Source organism: Xanthomonas protegens (genome assembly GCF_038442435.1).
In the GTDB taxonomy this organism is placed as follows: domain Bacteria; phylum Pseudomonadota; class Gammaproteobacteria; order Xanthomonadales; family Xanthomonadaceae; genus Xanthomonas_A; species Xanthomonas_A sontii.
Genome location: NZ_JAQJCQ010000018.1, coordinates 81578 through 98868 on the forward strand (window position 1 = coordinate 81578; position 17291 = coordinate 98868).

Below are 17291 nucleotides of genomic sequence, written 5' to 3' on the forward strand. Positions count from 1 at the left end.
CTTGCTGCGGTCAGCGCGCGCGTTCTTTATGCGTGATGCGGCAGCGCGCTTGATCCGGATCAATGCCCGCGCATCGGCCGGCGCGCACAGTGCACGCGTCCTCCAAGCGAGCCGCGATCATGGCGTTCACTGTTGCAGTGCTGAAGGAAGAACAGGCCGAGGAGCGTCGCGTGGCGATGGTGCCCGCGGTGCTGCCGAAACTGGCCAAGTTGGGCGCGCAACTGCGCCTGCACGCCGGTGCCGGCAGCGGTTCGCGACTGCCGGATACGGCCTATGCCGGCGCCACCGTGCTCGACGATGCGCAAGAGGTGGTGGCCGGTGCGGACCTGCTGCTGGCGGTGCAGGCGCCATCGCTGCGCACGGTGGCGGCGTTGCGCCCGGGCAGCATGCTGATCGCGATGCTGTACCCGGCCAAGGTGCCGGGCCTGCTGGAGCTGCTGTGCGAACGCCGCATCACTGCCTTCGCGATGGAGACCGTGCCGCGCATCAGTCGCGCGCAGGCGCTGGATGTGCTGTCCAGTCAGGCCGCGCTGGCCGGCTACTACGCGCCGCTGCTCGGCGCCGTGCATCTGCCGCGCATCCTGCCGATGATGACCACCGCGGTCGGTTCGCTGCGCGCCGCGCGCGTGCTGGTGATGGGCCTGGGTGTGGCCGGCCTGCAGGCGCTGGCCACCGCGCACCGGCTTGGCGCGATCACCGAAGGCTACGACGTGCGTCCGGAAACCCGCGAGCAGGCGCAGTCGGTCGGCGCGCGCTTCGTCGACACCGGCATCGACGCACGCGGCGAGGGCGGCTATGCGCGCGAACTCAGCGCCGAGGAGCGGACCAAGGCCGCGGCGGTGCTGACCCAGCACATCCAGCAGGCCGATCTGATCATCACCACCGCCAATGTGCCCGGACGCACCGCGCCGATCCTGATCGACCGCGAGCAGATCGCCGGCATGAAGCCCGGCGCGGTGATCGTGGATCTGGCCGCCGACAGCGGCGGCAACTGCGAAGGCAGCGTGCCGGGGCAGACCGTGGACGTCGGACCGGTCACCCTCGTCGCCCCGCGCAACGTGCCTTCGGCGTTGGCCCAGCACGCCAGCGAGCTGTACGCCAAGAACCTGCTGGGGCTGCTCGACCTGCTGGTGCGCGATGGCGCACTGGCGCCGGACTTCGACGATGCGGTGGTCGCCGGCACCGCGCTCACCCACGACGGCCGCCTCTGCCACCCACCGGTGCCGGCCGCCGCGCCCGTTCCCACCAAGGAGTCCTGAGTCATGTCCCTCGATCTGTCGATGAGCTGGCTGATCGCGTTGTACGTGTTCATGCTGGCCGCGTTCACCGGCTACGAAGTGATCGGCAAGGTGCCGTCGATCCTGCACACGCCGCTGATGTCCGGGTCCAACTTCGTCCACGGCATCGTCGTGGTCGGCGCGATGCACGCGCTGTTCAATGCCGACACCGTCGCCGGCCAGGCGATCGGTTTCGTCGGCGTGTTGCTGGGCGCCGGCAATGCCGCCGGCGGCTACGTGGTCACCGACCGCATGCTGGCGATGTTCAAGCCCAGCGCCGCGCCGTCCGCGAAGGAGTAGCGCCATGCTCTCGCTCCTGGTGGAACTGAGCGGATTCGCCGCCGCGTTGCTGTTCATCCTCGGCCTCAAGCGCATGTCCTCGCCGGTGACCGCGCTGCGCGGCATCGTCCTGGCCGGCATCGGCATGCTGGTGGCGGTGGCCGCCGCCTTCGGCTATCTCGCCGATCTGCAGCCCGCGGCGCGTCCGCATGCGCTGACCAACCTGGCCCTGGCGCTGCTGGCGTTGCTGCTGGGCGGTGCCTGGGCCTGGCGCAGCGGCCGCCGTGTCGCGGTGACCGCGATGCCGCAGATGGTGGCGCTGTACAACGGCATGGGCGGCGGCGCCGCCGCGGCGGTGGCCGGGGTCGCGCTGACCGCGCGGCAGCCGCAGCAGGGCGGCCTGCATCTGGCGGTGACCGTGCTTGGCGCGCTGATCGGCGCGATCTCGCTGTCCGGCTCGGTGATCGCCTGGGCCAAGCTCGATGGCCGCATCAACACCGCGTGGCGGTTCAAGGGCCAGAGCGCCTTCAATGCTGCGGTGTTCCTGGCCGCGCTGGTGCTCGGCACGCTGGTGGTCACCGGCACGGGCGGCGCCTGGGCGGCGCCAGCGTTCTTCATCGCCGCGCTGGGCTTCGGCGTGCTGATGACGCTGCCGATCGGCGGCGCCGACATGCCGGTGGTGATCTCGCTGTACAACGCCTTCACCGGCCTGGCGGTGGGCCTGGAAGGCTTCGCCCTGCAGAACCCGGCGCTGATGATCGCCGGCATGGTGGTCGGCTCCGCCGGCACCCTGCTGACCGTGCTGATGGCCAAGGCGATGAACCGCTCGCTGGGCAACGTGCTGTTCAGCAATTTCGGCGACGGCGCCGCGGTCGTGCAGGGCGACGTGCAGGGCCGCATGACCGCGGTCGAGCCGGGCGATGCGGCGACATCGATGCGCTACGCCTCCAGCGTGATCATCGTGCCGGGTTACGGCCTGGCCGTGGCGCAGGCGCAAGGGCGGCTGTACGAACTGGTGAAGCTGCTGCAGGCCGCCGGCGTCGACGTGAAGTTCGCCATCCATCCGGTCGCCGGGCGCATGCCCGGGCACATGAACGTGCTGCTGGCCGAAGCCGGCGTGCCCTACGACCTGATCTACGACATGGAAGACATCAACGACAGCTTCGCCAGCACCGACGTGGCGCTGGTGATCGGCGCCAACGACGTGGTCAACCCGGCGGCGCGCACCGACAAGGCCTCGCCGATCTACGGCATGCCGATCCTCAACGCCGATCAGGCGCATCAGGTCTACGTGATCAAGCGCGGCCAGGGCAAGGGCTACGCCGGCGTGGAGAACCTGCTGTTCTACGGCGACAACTGCGACATGGTCTACGGCGACGCCGCCGCGGTGCTCAACCGCATGGTGCAGGCGGTGAAGGAACTGGCCGCCTGACCCAACCGCTTCCCGCGCCGGCGCGAGGCGTCCGGCGCTTTCCGACCTTCCACGAGGACACCACCATGACCTATGCCACCCGCAATCCCTATACCGGCGAACTGCTCGCCAGCTTCCCCGAGGCCACCGATGCGCAGGTGCTGGCTGCGATCGATGCCGCCGACGCCGCGTTCCAGCAATGGAAGCAGGCCCCGTTCGCCGAACGCGCCAGGGTGATGCATGCCGCGGCGCGGCTGCTGCGCGCCAACACCCGCGAGTACGCATGCCTGCTGACGCTGGAGATGGGCAAGCTGATCGGCGAGGCCGAAGCCGAGGTGCGGCTGTCGGCGGACATCTTCGAGTACTACGCGGTCAACGCCGAGCGCTTGCTGGCGCCGGAGCATCTGCCGGTGGCCGATCCGGCCGAGGGCAGGGCGATGGTGGTGCACGAGCCGCTGGGCGTGCTGCTGGCGATCGAGCCGTGGAATTTCCCGTACTACCAGATCGCGCGGATCATCGCCCCGCAACTGTCGGCCGGCAACACCGTGCTGCTCAAGCACGCCTCCAACGTGCCGCAGTGCGCGGCCAAGTTCGAAGCGCTGATGGCCGAAGCCGGGTTGCCGGCCGGGGCCTTCGCCAATCTCTACGCCACCCGCGGCCAGGTGGAAACCATCCTCAACGATCCGCGCGTGCACGGCGTGGCGCTCACCGGGTCGGAAGGCGCCGGCGCCATCGTCGCGGCCCAGGCGGCCAAGGCACTGAAGAAGTCGACCATGGAACTGGGCGGTGCCGACGCCTTCGTGGTGCTGGACGATGCGCCGCTGGAGAAGACGGTGAAGTGGGCGGTGTTCGGCCGCCACTGGAACGGCGGGCAGGTCTGCGTGTCGTCCAAGCGCATGATCGTGGTGCAGGAGGTGTACGAGGAATTCCTGCAGCGCTACCGCGCCGGTGTGGCGGCGCTGCGTGCCGGCGATCCGATGGATCCGGCGACCACGCTGGCACCGCTGTCTTCGCAAGGCGCCGCCGACGACCTGAAGCGGCAGATCGCCGAGGCGGTCAGGCATGGCGCCACCGCGACCGAGGTCGGGCCGCCGGTACCCGTGCATGGCGCGTTCGTGCAGCCGACCCTGCTCACCGACGTCGCCCCGGACAACCCGGCCTACCACCAGGAATTCTTCGGCCCGGTGTCGATGCTGTTTCGCGCCCGGGACGAGGACGACGCGGTGCGCATCGCCAACGATTCGCCGTTCGGCCTGGGCGGCTCGGTGTTCACCGGCGACGATGCGCGCGGCGTGGCGGTGGCCAGGCGCATTTCCACCGGCATGGTGTTCGTCAACCACCCGACCATGGTCAAGGCCGACCTGCCGTTCGGCGGCGTGCGCCGTTCCGGTTACGGGCGCGAACTGATCGGGCTGGGCATCAAGGAATTCGTCAATCACAAGCTGATCGACGTGGTCGACATCGACGCGCCGTTCTGAGTGGGCGCCATGCGTTAGGCCAGGCCGCCGGGGGCAACCCCGGCGGCTTTTTCGTGCCGTCGCCATGCCCGGGCCGGGGTGTGTACCCGGTGCATGCCGGCAGGTCATGCTGCGGGCGCACTTGACCTGGGGCAAAGTTCTTTTGTTTCATGGCGTTATTGGTAGAAATTCATCTTGAATCTGTTAGTCTGCCGGCATGATCCGACGCTCGCTGATTTGCCTGCTCACGCTTGGCCTGGTCGCATGCGCGACCCAGCCCAAGGCGCCTCCGTCGCCGCCGCAGGCCAGCGCGCCGCCGCCTGCGCCGCGTCCGGCGCCGCCGGCCGAGGCTGCGCCGGAAGTGGTGCAGGCGCCGCCGGTGGACCTGACCCCGGTCCCGTTCGAGGTCGCCCGCGCCAACTTCGTCCGCGACACCGCGGCCAGGTACGGCATGGATCCGGCGCAGATCGAGGCGACCCTGGCGCAGGCCCAGTTCAAGGATGCGATCGTCGCGGCGATGTCGCGGCCGGCCGAGCGGGTCAAGCCGTGGAGCGAATACCGGCCGATGTTCATCAGCCAGGCGCGGATCGATGGCGGCCGCGCGTTCCTGGCCACGCATCGCGACGAACTGCAGCGGGTGCAGGCGCGCACCGGCGTGCCGGCCGAGGTCATCGTCGCGATCATCGGCGTGGAAACCAGCTACGGCAAGAACGCCGGCTCCTACCGCGTGCTGGATGCGCTGTACACGCTGGCGTTCCGCTATCCACGCAGCGGCGATCCGGCCAAGCTCGAGCGCGAGGTGCGCCGCGAACTGTTCTTCCGCGACGAGCTCGGCCAGCTGTTCGCGCTGGGCCGCGAGGAGAACCTGGACATCACCAGCCTGATCGGCAGCTACGCCGGCGCGATGGGCCTGGGCCAATTCATGCCGTCCAGCTACCGCCAGTTCGCGGTCGATGGCGACGGCGACGGCAAACGCAACCTGTTCACCGACTACGACGACGCGTTCTCGTCCATCGCCAACTACTTCGTCAAGAAGGGCGGCTGGGTGCGCGACGGCGTGGTCGCGGTGCCGGCGACGCTGCGCCCGGGGGCCGAGGAATTCAATCCGACCGACTGGACGCCGACCTACACCCTGGCCGACCTGGCCGCGCGCGGCTACACGCCGACCGCGCCGGTGCCGGCTGCCGCTGGCGGCGCCACGCCGATCACGCTCGACGGCAGCGCCGGCAAGCAGTACTGGCTCGGCTTCCAGAACTACTACGCGATCACCCGCTACAACAATTCCAAGATGTACGCGATGGCCGTCTATCAACTGTCCCAGGCCATCGCCGGCAAGGAGTTACCCCCGGCATGAACCCGAACGCGCTGCTCCGGATCGCTCCCGTCGTCGCTGTGCTGGCGCTGGCCGCCTGCAGCAGCGCCCCGAAGAAGACCGCCGGCGGCGCCGGACCCGGCATCCGGGTCGAGGGCAAGGGGCCGGCGCACGTCGCCACCGGGTGTCCGTCGACCTCGCCCTACGCGCCGGCCAAGGAAGATCCGTCCAAGCGCGGCAACTACACCGCCGGCGGCCTGTACGCGCCCGGCGTGCGCGACACCACCCCGGACTACGTGCCCAATGTCGCCTGCATCCCCGAGCCGCTGGTCACCGACGAGCCGCGTTCGGCGATCGGCAACCGCTCCCCGTACATGGTGCTGGGCCGCGAGTACGTGGTCATCGACGATCCGCACAGCTACGTCGAGCGCGGCACCGCCTCGTACTACGGCAGCAAGTTCCATGGCCGGCTGACCTCCAACCGCGAGGTCTACGACATGTACGCGTTCACCGCCGCGCACAAGACCCTGCCGCTGCCCAGCTTCGCCCTGGTCACCAACCTGGACAACGGCGAATCGGTGGTGGTGCGGATCAACGACCGCGGTCCGTTCCACGACGACCGGCTGATCGACCTCAGCTACGCGGCGGCGGTCAAGCTCGGCATCACCGGCAAGGGCACCGGCCGCGTGGAAGTACGCGGACTGACTCCGGCCGACAACGGCGACCTGCTGGCGCGGCGCGGCACCGGCCGGCGCCCGGCGACACTGCTGGCCAGCGCGTCCACCGCGACCGCCACGCGCGATCCCGCGGCGGTGCGGCGCGCGGCGGACATGGACAACCTGGTCAAGACCCTACCGGCGAAATCGGGCGGATCGGCCGGCGGCAGCGTGGCCGCCGCCGCGACCGTGCCGGCGCGCGCCGTGCCGGTGGCAGCGGTCGCTGCGCCTACCGCCGCCGCGGCGACCGCCACGGCCGCGGCGCTGCCGGAAGGCGAGCGCTGGCGCTATCGCGTGCAGGACGCGCCGGGCCGGGTCGGCGATGCCGATCGTTTCGACGCATGGATGAAGTCGCGCGGCGTGCGCGTGGCCACCGGCAAGCCGGCCACGCCCGCGCCCAGCGTGGCCGCAGCGAGCACCCCGGTGCGCGGATCCCGCAGCACCGCGACGACCAGGCCCACTGCCGCGCCTACCGCCACCGTGGCCGCCCCGACCGTCGCAGCGGCGACGCCGGCAGCGCCTCCCGCACCGGTCGCCAGCGCCGCGTCGCGCGCCGAGGACGACAGCGCGCGCGGGCCGCTCGGCATCCTGCTGCAGGTGGCCAGCTTCGCCAGCCGCGAGAACGCCAACCGCGCGCTGTCGCAGTTGGCCTCGGCCGGCATCGTCGGCGCCAGCATCAGCGACATCGTCTCCGGTGGCCGCACCCTGTGGCGGCTGCGGGTGGCGGCCGAGGACCATGGCCGCGCCGCCGAGTTGGCCACGCGCATCGCCGGCCTCGGCTTCGGCCGGCCGCAGATCGTCAAGGATTGAGGTAGCGCGCCCGCCACGGCGGGCGTTCGGCGCGCCGATGGCTTAACGCCGGTTCGCGCGCGTGCCCGCGCCGCGCCTGCCCGGGCGCCGGCTCGGCCTACAATGTCGCGTTTTCCATCGGCCTTCGGGCCCGCCAGGAGTCGTTTTAGATGAAATTCCGCTTCGCCGTCGCTGCCGTGGCCACGTTCGCCGTCGGCCTGGTTTCCGCGCAGACGCCCGGCCCGGTTCCCGCGCCGCCGGCCGCTGCCGCCGCCGCTCCGGCCACCGTGGCGATCCCGCCCGCGCCCAAGCCGGCCGTGTCCAAGTCCTGGGTGCTGATGGACTACGCCACCGGCCAGGTGCTGGCCGGCGAGAACGAACACGAACGCGTGGCCCCGGCCAGCATCACCAAGGTGATGACCTCGTACGTGATCGCGGCCGAACTGAAGCTGGGCAAGATCACCCGCGACGACCAGGTCATGCTCAGCGAGCGCGCCTGGCGCGAGGGCGGTGCCGGCACCGACGGCAGCTACAGCGGCTTCCCGGTCAACAAGACCGCGCGCCTGGAAGACATGGAAAAGGGCATGGCGATCCAGTCCGGCAACGACGCGGCGATCGCGCTGGCCGAACACACCGCCGGCAGCGAGGAAGCCTTCGCGTCGCTGATGAACGAGTACGCGAAGAAGATCGGCATGACCGGCTCGCACTTCGTCAACGCCCACGGCCTGTCGGCCGAAGGCCACTACACCACCGCCTACGATCTGGCGCTGCTGGGCCGGGCGATGGTGCGCGACTATCCGGAAACCTACGCGTACAACAAGATCAAGGAATTCCGCGTCGGCGACATCACCCAGCCGAACCGCAACCTGCTGCTGTGGCGCGATCCCAGCGTGGACGGCATCAAGACCGGCCACACCTCCGAGGCCGGCTACTGCCTGCTCAGCTCGGCCAAGCGCGGCGACCAGCGCCTGATCGCGGTGGTGATGGGCGACAGCTCCGAGAAGCAGCGCGCCGAGGACAGCCTGGCGCTGCTGAACTGGGGCTTCCGCTTCTTCGAGACCCACAGCCTGTACGAGCCGGGCAAGCAGGTCGCGCAGCAGCGCGTGTGGAAGGGCACCGAGAAGCAGGTGCTGCTGGGCGTGGCGCAGCCGCTGCTGGTGAGCGTGCCGCGCGGCCGCTACAACGAACTGAAGCCATCGATCGAAGTGCCCAAGACCCTCGAGGCACCGATCAAGCAGGGCCAGCAGATCGGCATGGTCAAGGTGAGCCTGGACGGCAAGGTGGTGGCGCAGGCCCCGCTGGTGGCGCTGAAGGCGGTCGACGAGGCCGGCTTCTTCAAGCGCCTGTGGGACAGCTTCTGGATGTGGTGGGAATCGGAATAAGTTCCTCTGCTCTCGAAAAAAGCCGGCTGACGCCGGCTTTTTTCTTGGGGATTCGGGAGTGGGGATTCGGGATTGGTGGCAACAGCGCGTGCGTGCCGCCTCTCGCTCTTCGTAGGAGCGGCTTCAGCCGCGAGGCTTTCCGGGTAGAGCGTCGCGGCTGAAGCCGCTCCTACGGCACTGCGTGCTCGCGAAGACCTTCGAATCCCAAATCCCAAATCCCTAATCCCGGCGGCTAAAGCCGCCTGCTGACCGTAAAACTACCAAACACCGGCGTCTGCCGCTGCAGATCGAACTCGCGGGTGCGCCAGTAGCGGGCGAGGGCGAACTTCCATTTGCCGCGCATCACCGCCAGGCCGATGCCGGCGTCGCCGACGAAGGGGCGCTTCTTCACGCTGTGGCTGTCGCGGAAGGTGTTGCCGTCCAGGGTGATGTCGCGCAGGACCCAGCGTCCATCGGTGGTCACGAACAGGTGCGCCGACCAGCCGCTGCCGACGCCGTTGGCCGGCGGGGCGACGTTCTCGCCGGCGGGGCGCAGCGGCGAACTGCCGAAATCGTCCGGCAGCTTCCAGCCCAGGCGCAGTTCCATGCCGGCATTGGCGTGCGTATCCAGCGTGCCCAGCGCGCCGCCCCAGTGGCTGATCGCGTCCCACCCCCAGCCGTCGCGGCTGCCGTCGCCGGACCAGCGGCGCAGCCGTTCGTGCAGCACGCGGAACACCGGTTCGTCGTGCAACTGGTTGTCCCAGCCCTGGAACTTGGCGTCGCCGAGCAGGGCATGCACCGCATCCTGCACCTGCTTGCCCTGCGCCGACGGACCGATCAGGCCCAGGGTGAGTTGCGTGGTACGCAGGCGCTCGTCGTTGCGCGCGTTGTAGCCGATGTTCATCAGCAACAGGCCGGCGTAGGGGCGGTCGTCCTCGATCAGGTCGCGGCGGGTCTTGTCGGTGGGGGTGAACAGCGCTTGCCCGACCGCGAAGGTCATGTTGCGCTGGGTGAAGTCGCTGTTCGGCTGCAGCCAGGTCAGGCCGCGGTTCACCGCCCGCGCCAGCCGGGGCAGGCAGGGGTCGTCGGTGTAGTCGCGCAGATTCGGCGAGACGATGATCAGGCCGAACCCGTTGGTGTAGCCCTGGTCCTGGCCGGCGCCGCCGAACAGGTCGTTGTCGACGCGGACATTGACCGTGGGCGCGGTCGCTTCCAGGGTGTCGCGTGGGCATTGCGCGGTGGCAACGGCGGGCGCAACCGCGGCGGCGAGGGCGACAGCCAGCGGAAGCAACGGGCGGGATGACGGCATGAGCGGCGTCTCTGGTCGGAAAGGGAGTGAGCGGCGATGTACGCCTGCAGGCAGTCGATGCCGGCGCCACCCCGGACCATGAACGCAGCCCGTGCGGTGAAGGATAGGCAAAAGCGCCGTAGCGGACAAATTCGTCCGTTTGGGTTTGTCTGTCCCATCTGCCCTCTTGCGGCGTGAAGGCGGTGGTGTGCAATGACGCGCAGGGAGGCCACCGCCACGGCGCGCGGCCGTGCCACACCGGTGGCTGGCGCGCGGTCGGACCTCCGTGCCGCGTGGCTCCGCGATCCCGGGGCGCTGTCTGCCCACCGGGGCCGGCCTTGGGTTTGCCCGGCGCCGGCCCGATAATGCGGACATGGACATCACTTCCGATAACCCCGATCACGGTTTCCAGTTCCCCGGCGTGTTCGAACTCAGCGCCATGGGCACCGCCAACACCGGCCTGGAGGCCGAACTGCCGCGCCTGCTCGCCGCGGCCGGCGTGGAGGTGATGGACGAGCGCATCAGCTGGAAGCATTCGTCCAACGGCAAGTACGTGTCGGTGCGCATCGCCTTCCGTGCCGTGGACCGCGCCCAGTACGACGCCGCGCACCAAGCGCTGCGCGAACACCCGGAAGTGAAGTGGACGCTGTAGCCGAGGACGCGCCAGTGGCGCCGGCACCGACGCTGTCGCCGTGCGGCGTCCGCCAGCTCGGCCGCCAGCCCTACGAGCCGGTGTGGCGGGCGATGCAGCGCTTCACCGACGCGCGCGACGAGACCACCCCCGACGAACTGTGGGTGGTCGAACACGACCCGGTGTTCACCCTCGGCCAGGCCGGCAAGCCGGAACACGTGCTGGCGCCGGGCGACATCCCGGTGCTGCAGGTCGATCGCGGCGGCCAAGTCACCTATCACGGCCCCGGCCAGTTGGTGGTGTACCCGCTGCTGGACCTGCGCCGGCTGCACATCGGTGTGCGCGACTACGTGTGCCGGATCGAGCAGGCGATCATCGACACCCTCGACGAATGGAACATCCTCGGCGAACGCCGCGAGGGCGCGCCGGGCGTCTACGTCGGCGGCGCCAAGGTCGCCGCCCTCGGCATCCGCGTCCGCCGCGGCTGCACCTTCCACGGCCTGTCGTTCAACGTGGCGATGGACCTGGAACCGTTCCACCGCATCAATCCCTGCGGCTACCAGGGCCTGCAGGTGACCGCGGTGCTAGACTTGGGCGGTCCCTCCGGCATGCAGGCGGTCACCCCGGTCCTGCTGGCCCAACTGGCGCGCCAGTTCGGGCTGACCCTGCAGCCGCTCGACGCCTTGCCCGATCTTTCGCTCACGCACGCGGCCTGACCGCCTGCCCGCCGACCACGCCATGACCCAGCCCAGCGCACGCTCCATTCCCTTGCAGGTCCTTTCCGGCGACAGCGCGTCCGCGCCGCTGCAGACCGGCGTCAAGCAGTTGGGTGGCGACAAGATCGCGCGCTCGCCGGTGCAGTTCGCCGATGCGCCGGTGCTGCGCAAACCCTCGTGGATCCGCGTGCGCATTCCGTCCGGCAATGCGGTGCAGAACCTCAAGGCCAAGCTGCGCGAGAACCGCCTGGTCACCGTCTGCGAAGAGGCCAGCTGCCCGAACATTCACGAGTGCTTCGGCCACGGCACCGCCACCTTCATGATCCTCGGCGAGGTCTGCACCCGGCGTTGCTCGTTCTGCGATGTCGCGCACGGCCGGCCCAAGCCGCCGGACGCCGGCGAGCCGGCGAGCCTGGCGCAGACCGTGGCCGACATGGGCCTGAAGTACGTGGTGGTGACCAGCGTCGACCGCGACGACCTGCGCGACGGCGGCGCCCAGCATTTCGCCGACTGCATCGGGGCGATCCGCGTCGCCGCGCCGACCACCCGCATCGAGATCCTGACCCCGGACTTCCGCGGCAAGGGCCGCATGGACCGCGCGTTGGAGATCCTGGCGACCAATCCGCCGGACGTGTTCAACCACAACATCGAGACCGTGCCGGACCTGTACCCGAACGTGCGTCCCGGTGCCGACTACCAGTGGTCGCTGACCCTGCTGAAGAAGTTCAAGGCGCAGCATCCGGCCATCGCCACCAAGTCCGGCATCATGCTCGGCCTGGGCGAGACCCTGGAGCAGGTGCAGGCGACCCTGCGCGACCTGCGCGCGCACGATGTGGACATGGTCACCATCGGCCAGTACCTGCAGCCGACCGCCCATCACCACCCGGTGATGCGCTACTGGACGCCGGACGAATACAAGGCGCTGGAGGAGTACGGCAACGCGCTGGGCTTCAGCCACGTCGCCTCCGGTCCGATGGTGCGCTCGTCCTACCACGCCGATCGCCAGGCGGCCGGCGCCGGCGTCGCCGCCTGAATCGCGTCCTCTTGAGCCGCGTCGTCGATCGCGCCTTGGCGCGGCGACGACACGCGTTCGTCGCCGCAGGACGACCGTCCGCGCGGCTCGCACCGGCAGCGTTCACATTTCTGCGCAAGCCGGCAGCTAGTCTGCTTCATGAACAGGTGACACGGCCTGCAACTTGCGTCACTGTCGTGTTGTCTCACGCGATGTGCTGCCCCCCTGACGGCCTGGTGCCGAGAGTCCCCAGATGAAATTCAAAGCTTCCGCCTTCCTGCTGGCGTTTGCGCTGACCGCACCGCTGGCGCTGTTCGCCCGTACCGATGCGCCCGCCCTGCCGGCCGCTGCCACCGCCGACCAGGCCACCACCGCCAAGCTGGTGTACGGCCTGCTCTCCGACAGCCGCTACGCCTACCGGCCGCGCGCCCTCGACGAGGCGACCTCGAAGGAGGTCTTCAAGAAGTATCTGGAGACCCTGGACGGCAGCAAGCAGTTCTTCACCCAGGCCGACGTCGACAAGTTCGCGAGCTTCCAGAACAACCTCGGCGCCAACATCGCCTCCGGCCAGCTGGAACCGGCGTTCCAGATCTTCGCCGTGTACCGGCAGCGGGTGGATGAGCGCATCGCCTACGCGCGCAAGCTGCTCAAGCAGGACTTCAACTTCGACGGCGACGAGAAGTTCGAGTACGACCGCAAGAACGCGCCGTGGGCCAAGGACGACCAGGAACTGGATGCGCTGTGGCGCAAGTCGGTGATGAACGACTGGTTGCGGCTGAAGCTCGCCGGCAAGAAGCCGGACGACATCCGCAAGACCCTGGACAAGCGCTACGCCAACCTCGACGACTCGGTGAAGGAACTGAAGAGCGAGGATGTGTTCCAGTTCTTCATGAACGCCTATACCAACACGGTCGATCCGCACACCGACTACTTCACCCCGCGCACCGCCGAGAACTTCAACCAGCAGATGTCGCTGTCGCTGGAAGGCATCGGCGCGCAGCTGCAGAAGCAGGACGACCTGGTGGTGATCCGCGAGGTGATCCCGGGCGGTCCGGCCGCGCTGGACGGCACGCTCAAGCCGGGCGACCGCATCGTCGGCGTCGGCCAGGGCAAGAGCGGCCCGGTCGAGGATGTGATCGGCTGGCGCATCGACGACGTCGTCGCCAAGATCCGCGGCGACAAGGACACCCAGGTGCGCCTGGAGTACGTCCCGGCCGAGGCCGGTGTGGACGGCAAGCATCGCCAGGTGCTGCTGACCCGGCAGAAGGTGCGCCTGGCCGAACAGGCCGCCAAGGGCGAGACCATCGAGCTGCCGGCCAAGGACGGCGAGCCGGCGCGGCGCATCGGCGTGATCAAGCTGCCCGCGTTCTATCAGGACTTCGAAGGCCGCCGCCGCAACGCCAAGGACTATGCCTCGGCGACCCGCGACGTGGCGAAGCTGCTGGCCGGCTTCAAGACCGACAAGGTCGACGGCGTGGTGCTGGACCTGCGCAACAACGGCGGCGGTTCGCTGGACGAGGCGATCGAGCTGACCGGCCTGTTCATCGAGCAGGGCCCGGTGGTGCAGGTGCGCGAATCCGGCGGCCGCGTCACCGTCAACAGCGACCAGAACCCGGCCGTGGCCTGGGACGGCCCGCTGGCGGTGCTGATCAACCGCGGTTCGGCTTCGGCCTCGGAGATCTTCGCCGGCGCCATCCAGGACTACGGCCGCGGCCTGATCATCGGCGAGACCAGCTTCGGCAAGGGCACGGTGCAGAACATCGTCGACCTGGACCGCTGGCCGGCCAACGAGACCGACCGCTTCGGCCAGGTCAAGCTGACCATCGCCCAGTTCTTCCGCGTCAGCGGCAGCAGCACCCAGCACAAGGGCGTGGTGCCGGACATCGCCTTCCCGGCCAGCGTCGATGCCACCGAGTTCGGCGAAAGCACCTACGACAACGCGCTGCCGTGGAGCCGCATCGCCGCGGTGCCGCACACCCAGTACGGCAATTTCGCGCCGCTGCTGCCGAAGCTGGAGGCGCTGCACAGCACGCGCATCGCCAACGACAAGGAATTCCAGTGGTGGGAAGAGGACGTGCGCCAGTTCCGCACCGAGGCGGCGAAGAAGTACGTCGTGCTCAACGAGGCCGAGCGCCGCGCCGAGCGTGAGAAGCAGGACGCGCAGCGCAAGCAGCGCCAGGAGATCCGCAAGCAGCTCGGCCTGCCGCTGGATCCGCTGGCCGACGACAGCAGCGACGATGGCCTGACCGGCAACGAGCGCGACATCGTCAAGGACGCCGCGCGCGAGAAGCTGGTCGACAAGCGCCCGGATCCGCTGCTGCGCGAATCGGCCTCGATCCTGAGCGACGCGGTCAACCTGCTGGAGAAGGACCGTCCGCTGTCGGTGCAGGTGCTGCCGCAGTCCACCGGCCCGGGGCGCTGGGCCGACTGAGCCCGCGCTCTAGCGTCGCAAAAACCAACGCGCCATCGCTCAGCGGTGGCGCGTTTTTTGTGGGAGCGGCGTCATGGCATCTCTCGCAATCTGTTTCCCCCACGCGCAGGCGGATTCTGCTTGCCTGGTAGGAGCGGCTTCAGCCGCGCAGGCGTTCCCGGTAAAGCCTGTCGGGCGAAGCCGCGCCTGCAAGACACTTCCGTCGCTTTTTGAGCTGTCCATCAGGCGCGGAGGAAGAACGCGTCGCACCGCGCGTCTTGCTGTGGTCAGCGGGATGCACCATTGCCTTGGTAGGAGCGGCTTCAGCCGCGACGGGCGTTCCCGGGAACGCCTTGTCGCGGCTGAAGCCGCTCCTACGGATGAGAGACCTGTCGCGATCAGGGTGTTCCCACATCCCGCGTCCCCGCGACGACGCGGCTTTACCCCAGCGCCTGCCACACCTGGTGCAGGCCCAGTGCCAGCAAGGTCAGGAAGAACACGCGGCGAAACGTGTTGGCGGAGATGCGCTGGCGCAGCCGCGTTCCCAGCCACATGCCCGCAGCAGTGGGCAGCAGTGCCAACAACGACGGACCCAACGCCTGGGTGGGGAAGGCGCCGTGCGCGACCAAGGCGGCGGCCAGCGCCAGGGTGGCCGCGGCGAAGCAACTGCCGAGCGCGCGCATCAGCGCCTCCCGCGGCAGATCCAGCGCCACCAGGTAGGGCAGCACCGGCAACACGAACACACCGGTGGCGCCAGTCAGCAGCCCGGTCGCCAGGCCCACGGGTGCGGCCGCCCAGCGCGCCTGCGATGGCGACAGGCGTGCCTGCCACTGGCTCAGGCCGAGCACGGCGTACAGCGCCAACAACGCGCCCAGGCCGGCGTGCGCCAGCCGCGGGTCCGCGTCGGCGAGGACGCCGGCGCTGCCCCAGGTGCCGGCGACGATGCACGCCAGCAGCGGCCACAGCCGCCGCAGCAGCGCGCCGGTGTCCGCGCCCCAGGCTTGTTGCAGGTTGGTCAATAGCGACGGCAGCGCCAGCAGCGCCGCGGCCTCGGTCGGCGTCAGCCACAGCCCCAACAGGCCCATCGCCACCGTCGGCAGGCCCATGCCGGCCACGCCCTTGACGCCGCCGGCGAGCAGGAAGACCAGGGCGATCGGCAGCAGATGCGGTGCGAGGGTGTCCATGGCATCCAGCATCGGCGCGCCGCGGCGGCCGGACAATGCGCGAATGCTTCAGGCAGACTTCGGCAACGACGAAGGCGGGAGGGCCGATGCACCTGGATTTCACCGATCTGCGGCTGTTCCTGGCGGTGGCCGAGGCCGGCAGCATCACTGCCGGTGCCGACCGCGCGGCGCTGTCGCTGGCCGCGGCCAGTGCACGCATCCGCGTGCTGGAGACGCAGCTCGGCGTCGCGCTGTTCGAACGCGGCCCACGCGGCGTCGGCCTTACCGCGGCCGGCACCGCGCTGTTGCGGCACGCGCGGCAGTTGCTGCGCCAGGCCGAGGCGATGCGCAGCGAACTGGGCGAGTACGCCGGCGGCCACCCGACCAGCGTGCGCCTGCTGGCCAATACCGCGGCGCTGTCGGAATGGTTGCCGGAACTGCTGGCCGAGTTCCTGGTGGCGCACCCGCGTATCGATCTGGCGCTGCGCGAGCAGGGCAGCGTCGCCGCGGCCGATGCGCTGCGCGAGCAACGCGCCGACCTGGCGGTGATCGCCGATCACGCCGATCTGCAGGGCCTGCAGGCGCACCCGTTCCGGCAGGATCGGCTGGTGCTGGTGGCCGCGGCCACGCATCCGCTGGCGCAGGCGTCGCAGCTGCGGTTCGCGCAGCTATCGGAGGCGCAGTTCCTCGGCCTGGCCGAGGACAGCGCGTTGCAGCAGCATCTGAGGACCCATGCTGCGCGTGCCGGTGGCCAGCTGCGCATCCGCGCGCAGGTGCATGGCATCGAACCGCTGTGCCGCATGCTGGCGCGCGGCGCCGGCGTGGCGATCCTGCCGCAGGCGGCGCTGGAGCGGGTCAGCGTGCGTGCGCAGTTGGTCGCGGTGCCGCTGCAGGAGCCATGGGCGCTGCGCCAGTTGTCGATCGTCTGGCGACCGACACCGGTGCCGTCGCCCCCTGTGCAGCAGGTCCTGGATTGGCTGTGTGCGCATGCGGCGCCGGCGGGGTGAGTGGCACAGGCCGGCGCGTTACTGACGCTTGCGACGACGTGCTGGAGTAGCGGGGTGGTGGGGCGTCGCTCACGTGCAGGGGCGACCCTTGTTCCATGTTCGCGATCAGTTGCGGCGGCTGTTTCCCCATCATGCGTGTCGCGGCTGAAGCCGCTCCTACGACGAGCGGCGCTTCGTCAGCGCACCTGCTTCCTGTGGGAGGGACTTCAGTCCCGACGGCCGCCGAAGTCGGGCGCTTTCCGGTGCGAGGTTGCGACTGAAGAACTGCTTCGATCACGCGCTTCCGCTTTGGCTCGGCCGGAGGCGTCGTTGTCTTTGCAGCGCTTGCGGTGGCCTTGGCCTGCCGGGCGCTCCGAAGCCTTTCCGGTCATGCGCGTCGCGGCTGAAGCCGCTCCTTGTATCTGGACATGTCGCCCCTAAACAGGCGTCATGTCTTCCGACTGATCATCGGAGGAGGTGTGG

14 protein-coding genes are annotated in these 17291 nt (G+C 69.6%); 12 read left to right on the plus strand and 2 right to left on the minus strand.

Annotated elements, in window-relative coordinates; genetic code table 11:
* Window positions 1-119: 119 nt before the first annotated feature.
* From PIQ37_RS18085 to PIQ37_RS18115, 7 genes are all read left to right on the plus strand, one after another.
* Window positions 120-1259 carry an NAD(P) transhydrogenase subunit alpha gene (locus PIQ37_RS18085; protein WP_342074513.1) on the plus strand — a complete coding sequence of 380 codons (1140 nt, stop codon included), beginning with the start codon at window positions 120-122 and terminating at the stop codon, window positions 1257-1259.
* Between the two features lie 3 nt (window positions 1260-1262).
* Window positions 1263-1577, plus strand: a complete 315-nt coding sequence (locus tag PIQ37_RS18090; RefSeq protein ID WP_342074514.1) for an NAD(P) transhydrogenase subunit alpha — start codon at window positions 1263-1265, stop codon at window positions 1575-1577.
* A gap of 4 nt (window positions 1578-1581) precedes the next feature.
* Complete coding sequence (locus PIQ37_RS18095; protein ID WP_342074515.1) at window positions 1582-2988, plus strand: NAD(P)(+) transhydrogenase (Re/Si-specific) subunit beta; 1407 nt, start codon at window positions 1582-1584, stop codon at window positions 2986-2988.
* 65 nt (window positions 2989-3053) lie between these two features.
* Entirely contained in the window at window positions 3054-4445 is a 1392-nt protein-coding gene (locus PIQ37_RS18100) for an NAD-dependent succinate-semialdehyde dehydrogenase (protein ID WP_295909908.1), read from the plus strand.
* Between the two features lie 196 nt (window positions 4446-4641).
* Window positions 4642-5778: a lytic murein transglycosylase B gene (mltB, locus tag PIQ37_RS18105; protein WP_342074516.1), complete on the plus strand. Its 1137-nt coding sequence runs from the start codon at window positions 4642-4644 to the stop codon at window positions 5776-5778.
* On the plus strand, window positions 5775-7262 hold the full coding sequence (locus PIQ37_RS18110) for a septal ring lytic transglycosylase RlpA family protein (RefSeq protein WP_342074517.1): 1488 nt from the start codon (window positions 5775-5777) through the stop codon (window positions 7260-7262). The genes mltB and PIQ37_RS18110 overlap by 4 nt, the downstream gene beginning before the upstream one ends.
* Before the next feature lie 149 nt (window positions 7263-7411).
* Window positions 7412-8623 carry a D-alanyl-D-alanine carboxypeptidase family protein gene (locus PIQ37_RS18115; RefSeq protein WP_267082854.1) on the plus strand — a complete coding sequence of 404 codons (1212 nt, stop codon included), beginning with the start codon at window positions 7412-7414 and terminating at the stop codon, window positions 8621-8623.
* 232 nt (window positions 8624-8855) lie between these two features.
* Here the strand turns inward: PIQ37_RS18115 and PIQ37_RS18120 are convergent, their stop codons facing one another.
* Window positions 8856-9911, minus strand: coding sequence for a lipid A deacylase LpxR family protein (locus PIQ37_RS18120; protein WP_342074518.1), 1056 nt, complete (start codon window positions 9909-9911; stop codon window positions 8856-8858).
* A gap of 352 nt (window positions 9912-10263) precedes the next feature.
* On the opposite strand from PIQ37_RS18120, the gene PIQ37_RS18125 reads away from it, so the two are divergent.
* The 4 genes from PIQ37_RS18125 (at window position 10264) to PIQ37_RS18140 (ending at window position 14680) form a co-directional block, all read left to right on the plus strand.
* Window positions 10264-10542 carry a YbeD family protein gene (locus PIQ37_RS18125; RefSeq protein WP_152243635.1) on the plus strand — a complete coding sequence of 93 codons (279 nt, stop codon included), beginning with the start codon at window positions 10264-10266 and terminating at the stop codon, window positions 10540-10542.
* Complete coding sequence (lipB, locus tag PIQ37_RS18130; RefSeq protein WP_342074519.1) at window positions 10530-11237, plus strand: lipoyl(octanoyl) transferase LipB; 708 nt, start codon at window positions 10530-10532, stop codon at window positions 11235-11237. The genes PIQ37_RS18125 and lipB overlap by 13 nt, the downstream gene beginning before the upstream one ends.
* Window positions 11238-11259: 22 nt before the next feature.
* Window positions 11260-12270: a lipoyl synthase gene (gene lipA, locus PIQ37_RS18135; protein ID WP_242081998.1), complete on the plus strand. Its 1011-nt coding sequence runs from the start codon at window positions 11260-11262 to the stop codon at window positions 12268-12270.
* 232 nt (window positions 12271-12502) lie between these two features.
* On the plus strand, window positions 12503-14680 hold the full coding sequence (locus PIQ37_RS18140; protein WP_295976168.1) for a carboxy terminal-processing peptidase: 2178 nt from the start codon (window positions 12503-12505) through the stop codon (window positions 14678-14680).
* Window positions 14681-15099: 419 nt separating this feature from the next.
* On the opposite strand, the gene PIQ37_RS18145 is transcribed toward PIQ37_RS18140, so the two are convergent.
* Window positions 15100-15843, minus strand: a complete 744-nt coding sequence (locus tag PIQ37_RS18145; protein ID WP_342074524.1) for a sulfite exporter TauE/SafE family protein — start codon at window positions 15841-15843, stop codon at window positions 15100-15102.
* Window positions 15844-15929: 86 nt separating this feature from the next.
* Between PIQ37_RS18145 and PIQ37_RS18150 the strand changes: the two genes are divergently transcribed.
* Window positions 15930-16829, plus strand: a complete 900-nt coding sequence (locus tag PIQ37_RS18150) for a LysR family transcriptional regulator (protein WP_342074520.1) — start codon at window positions 15930-15932, stop codon at window positions 16827-16829.
* The last annotated feature ends 462 nt before the right edge of the window (window positions 16830-17291 follow it).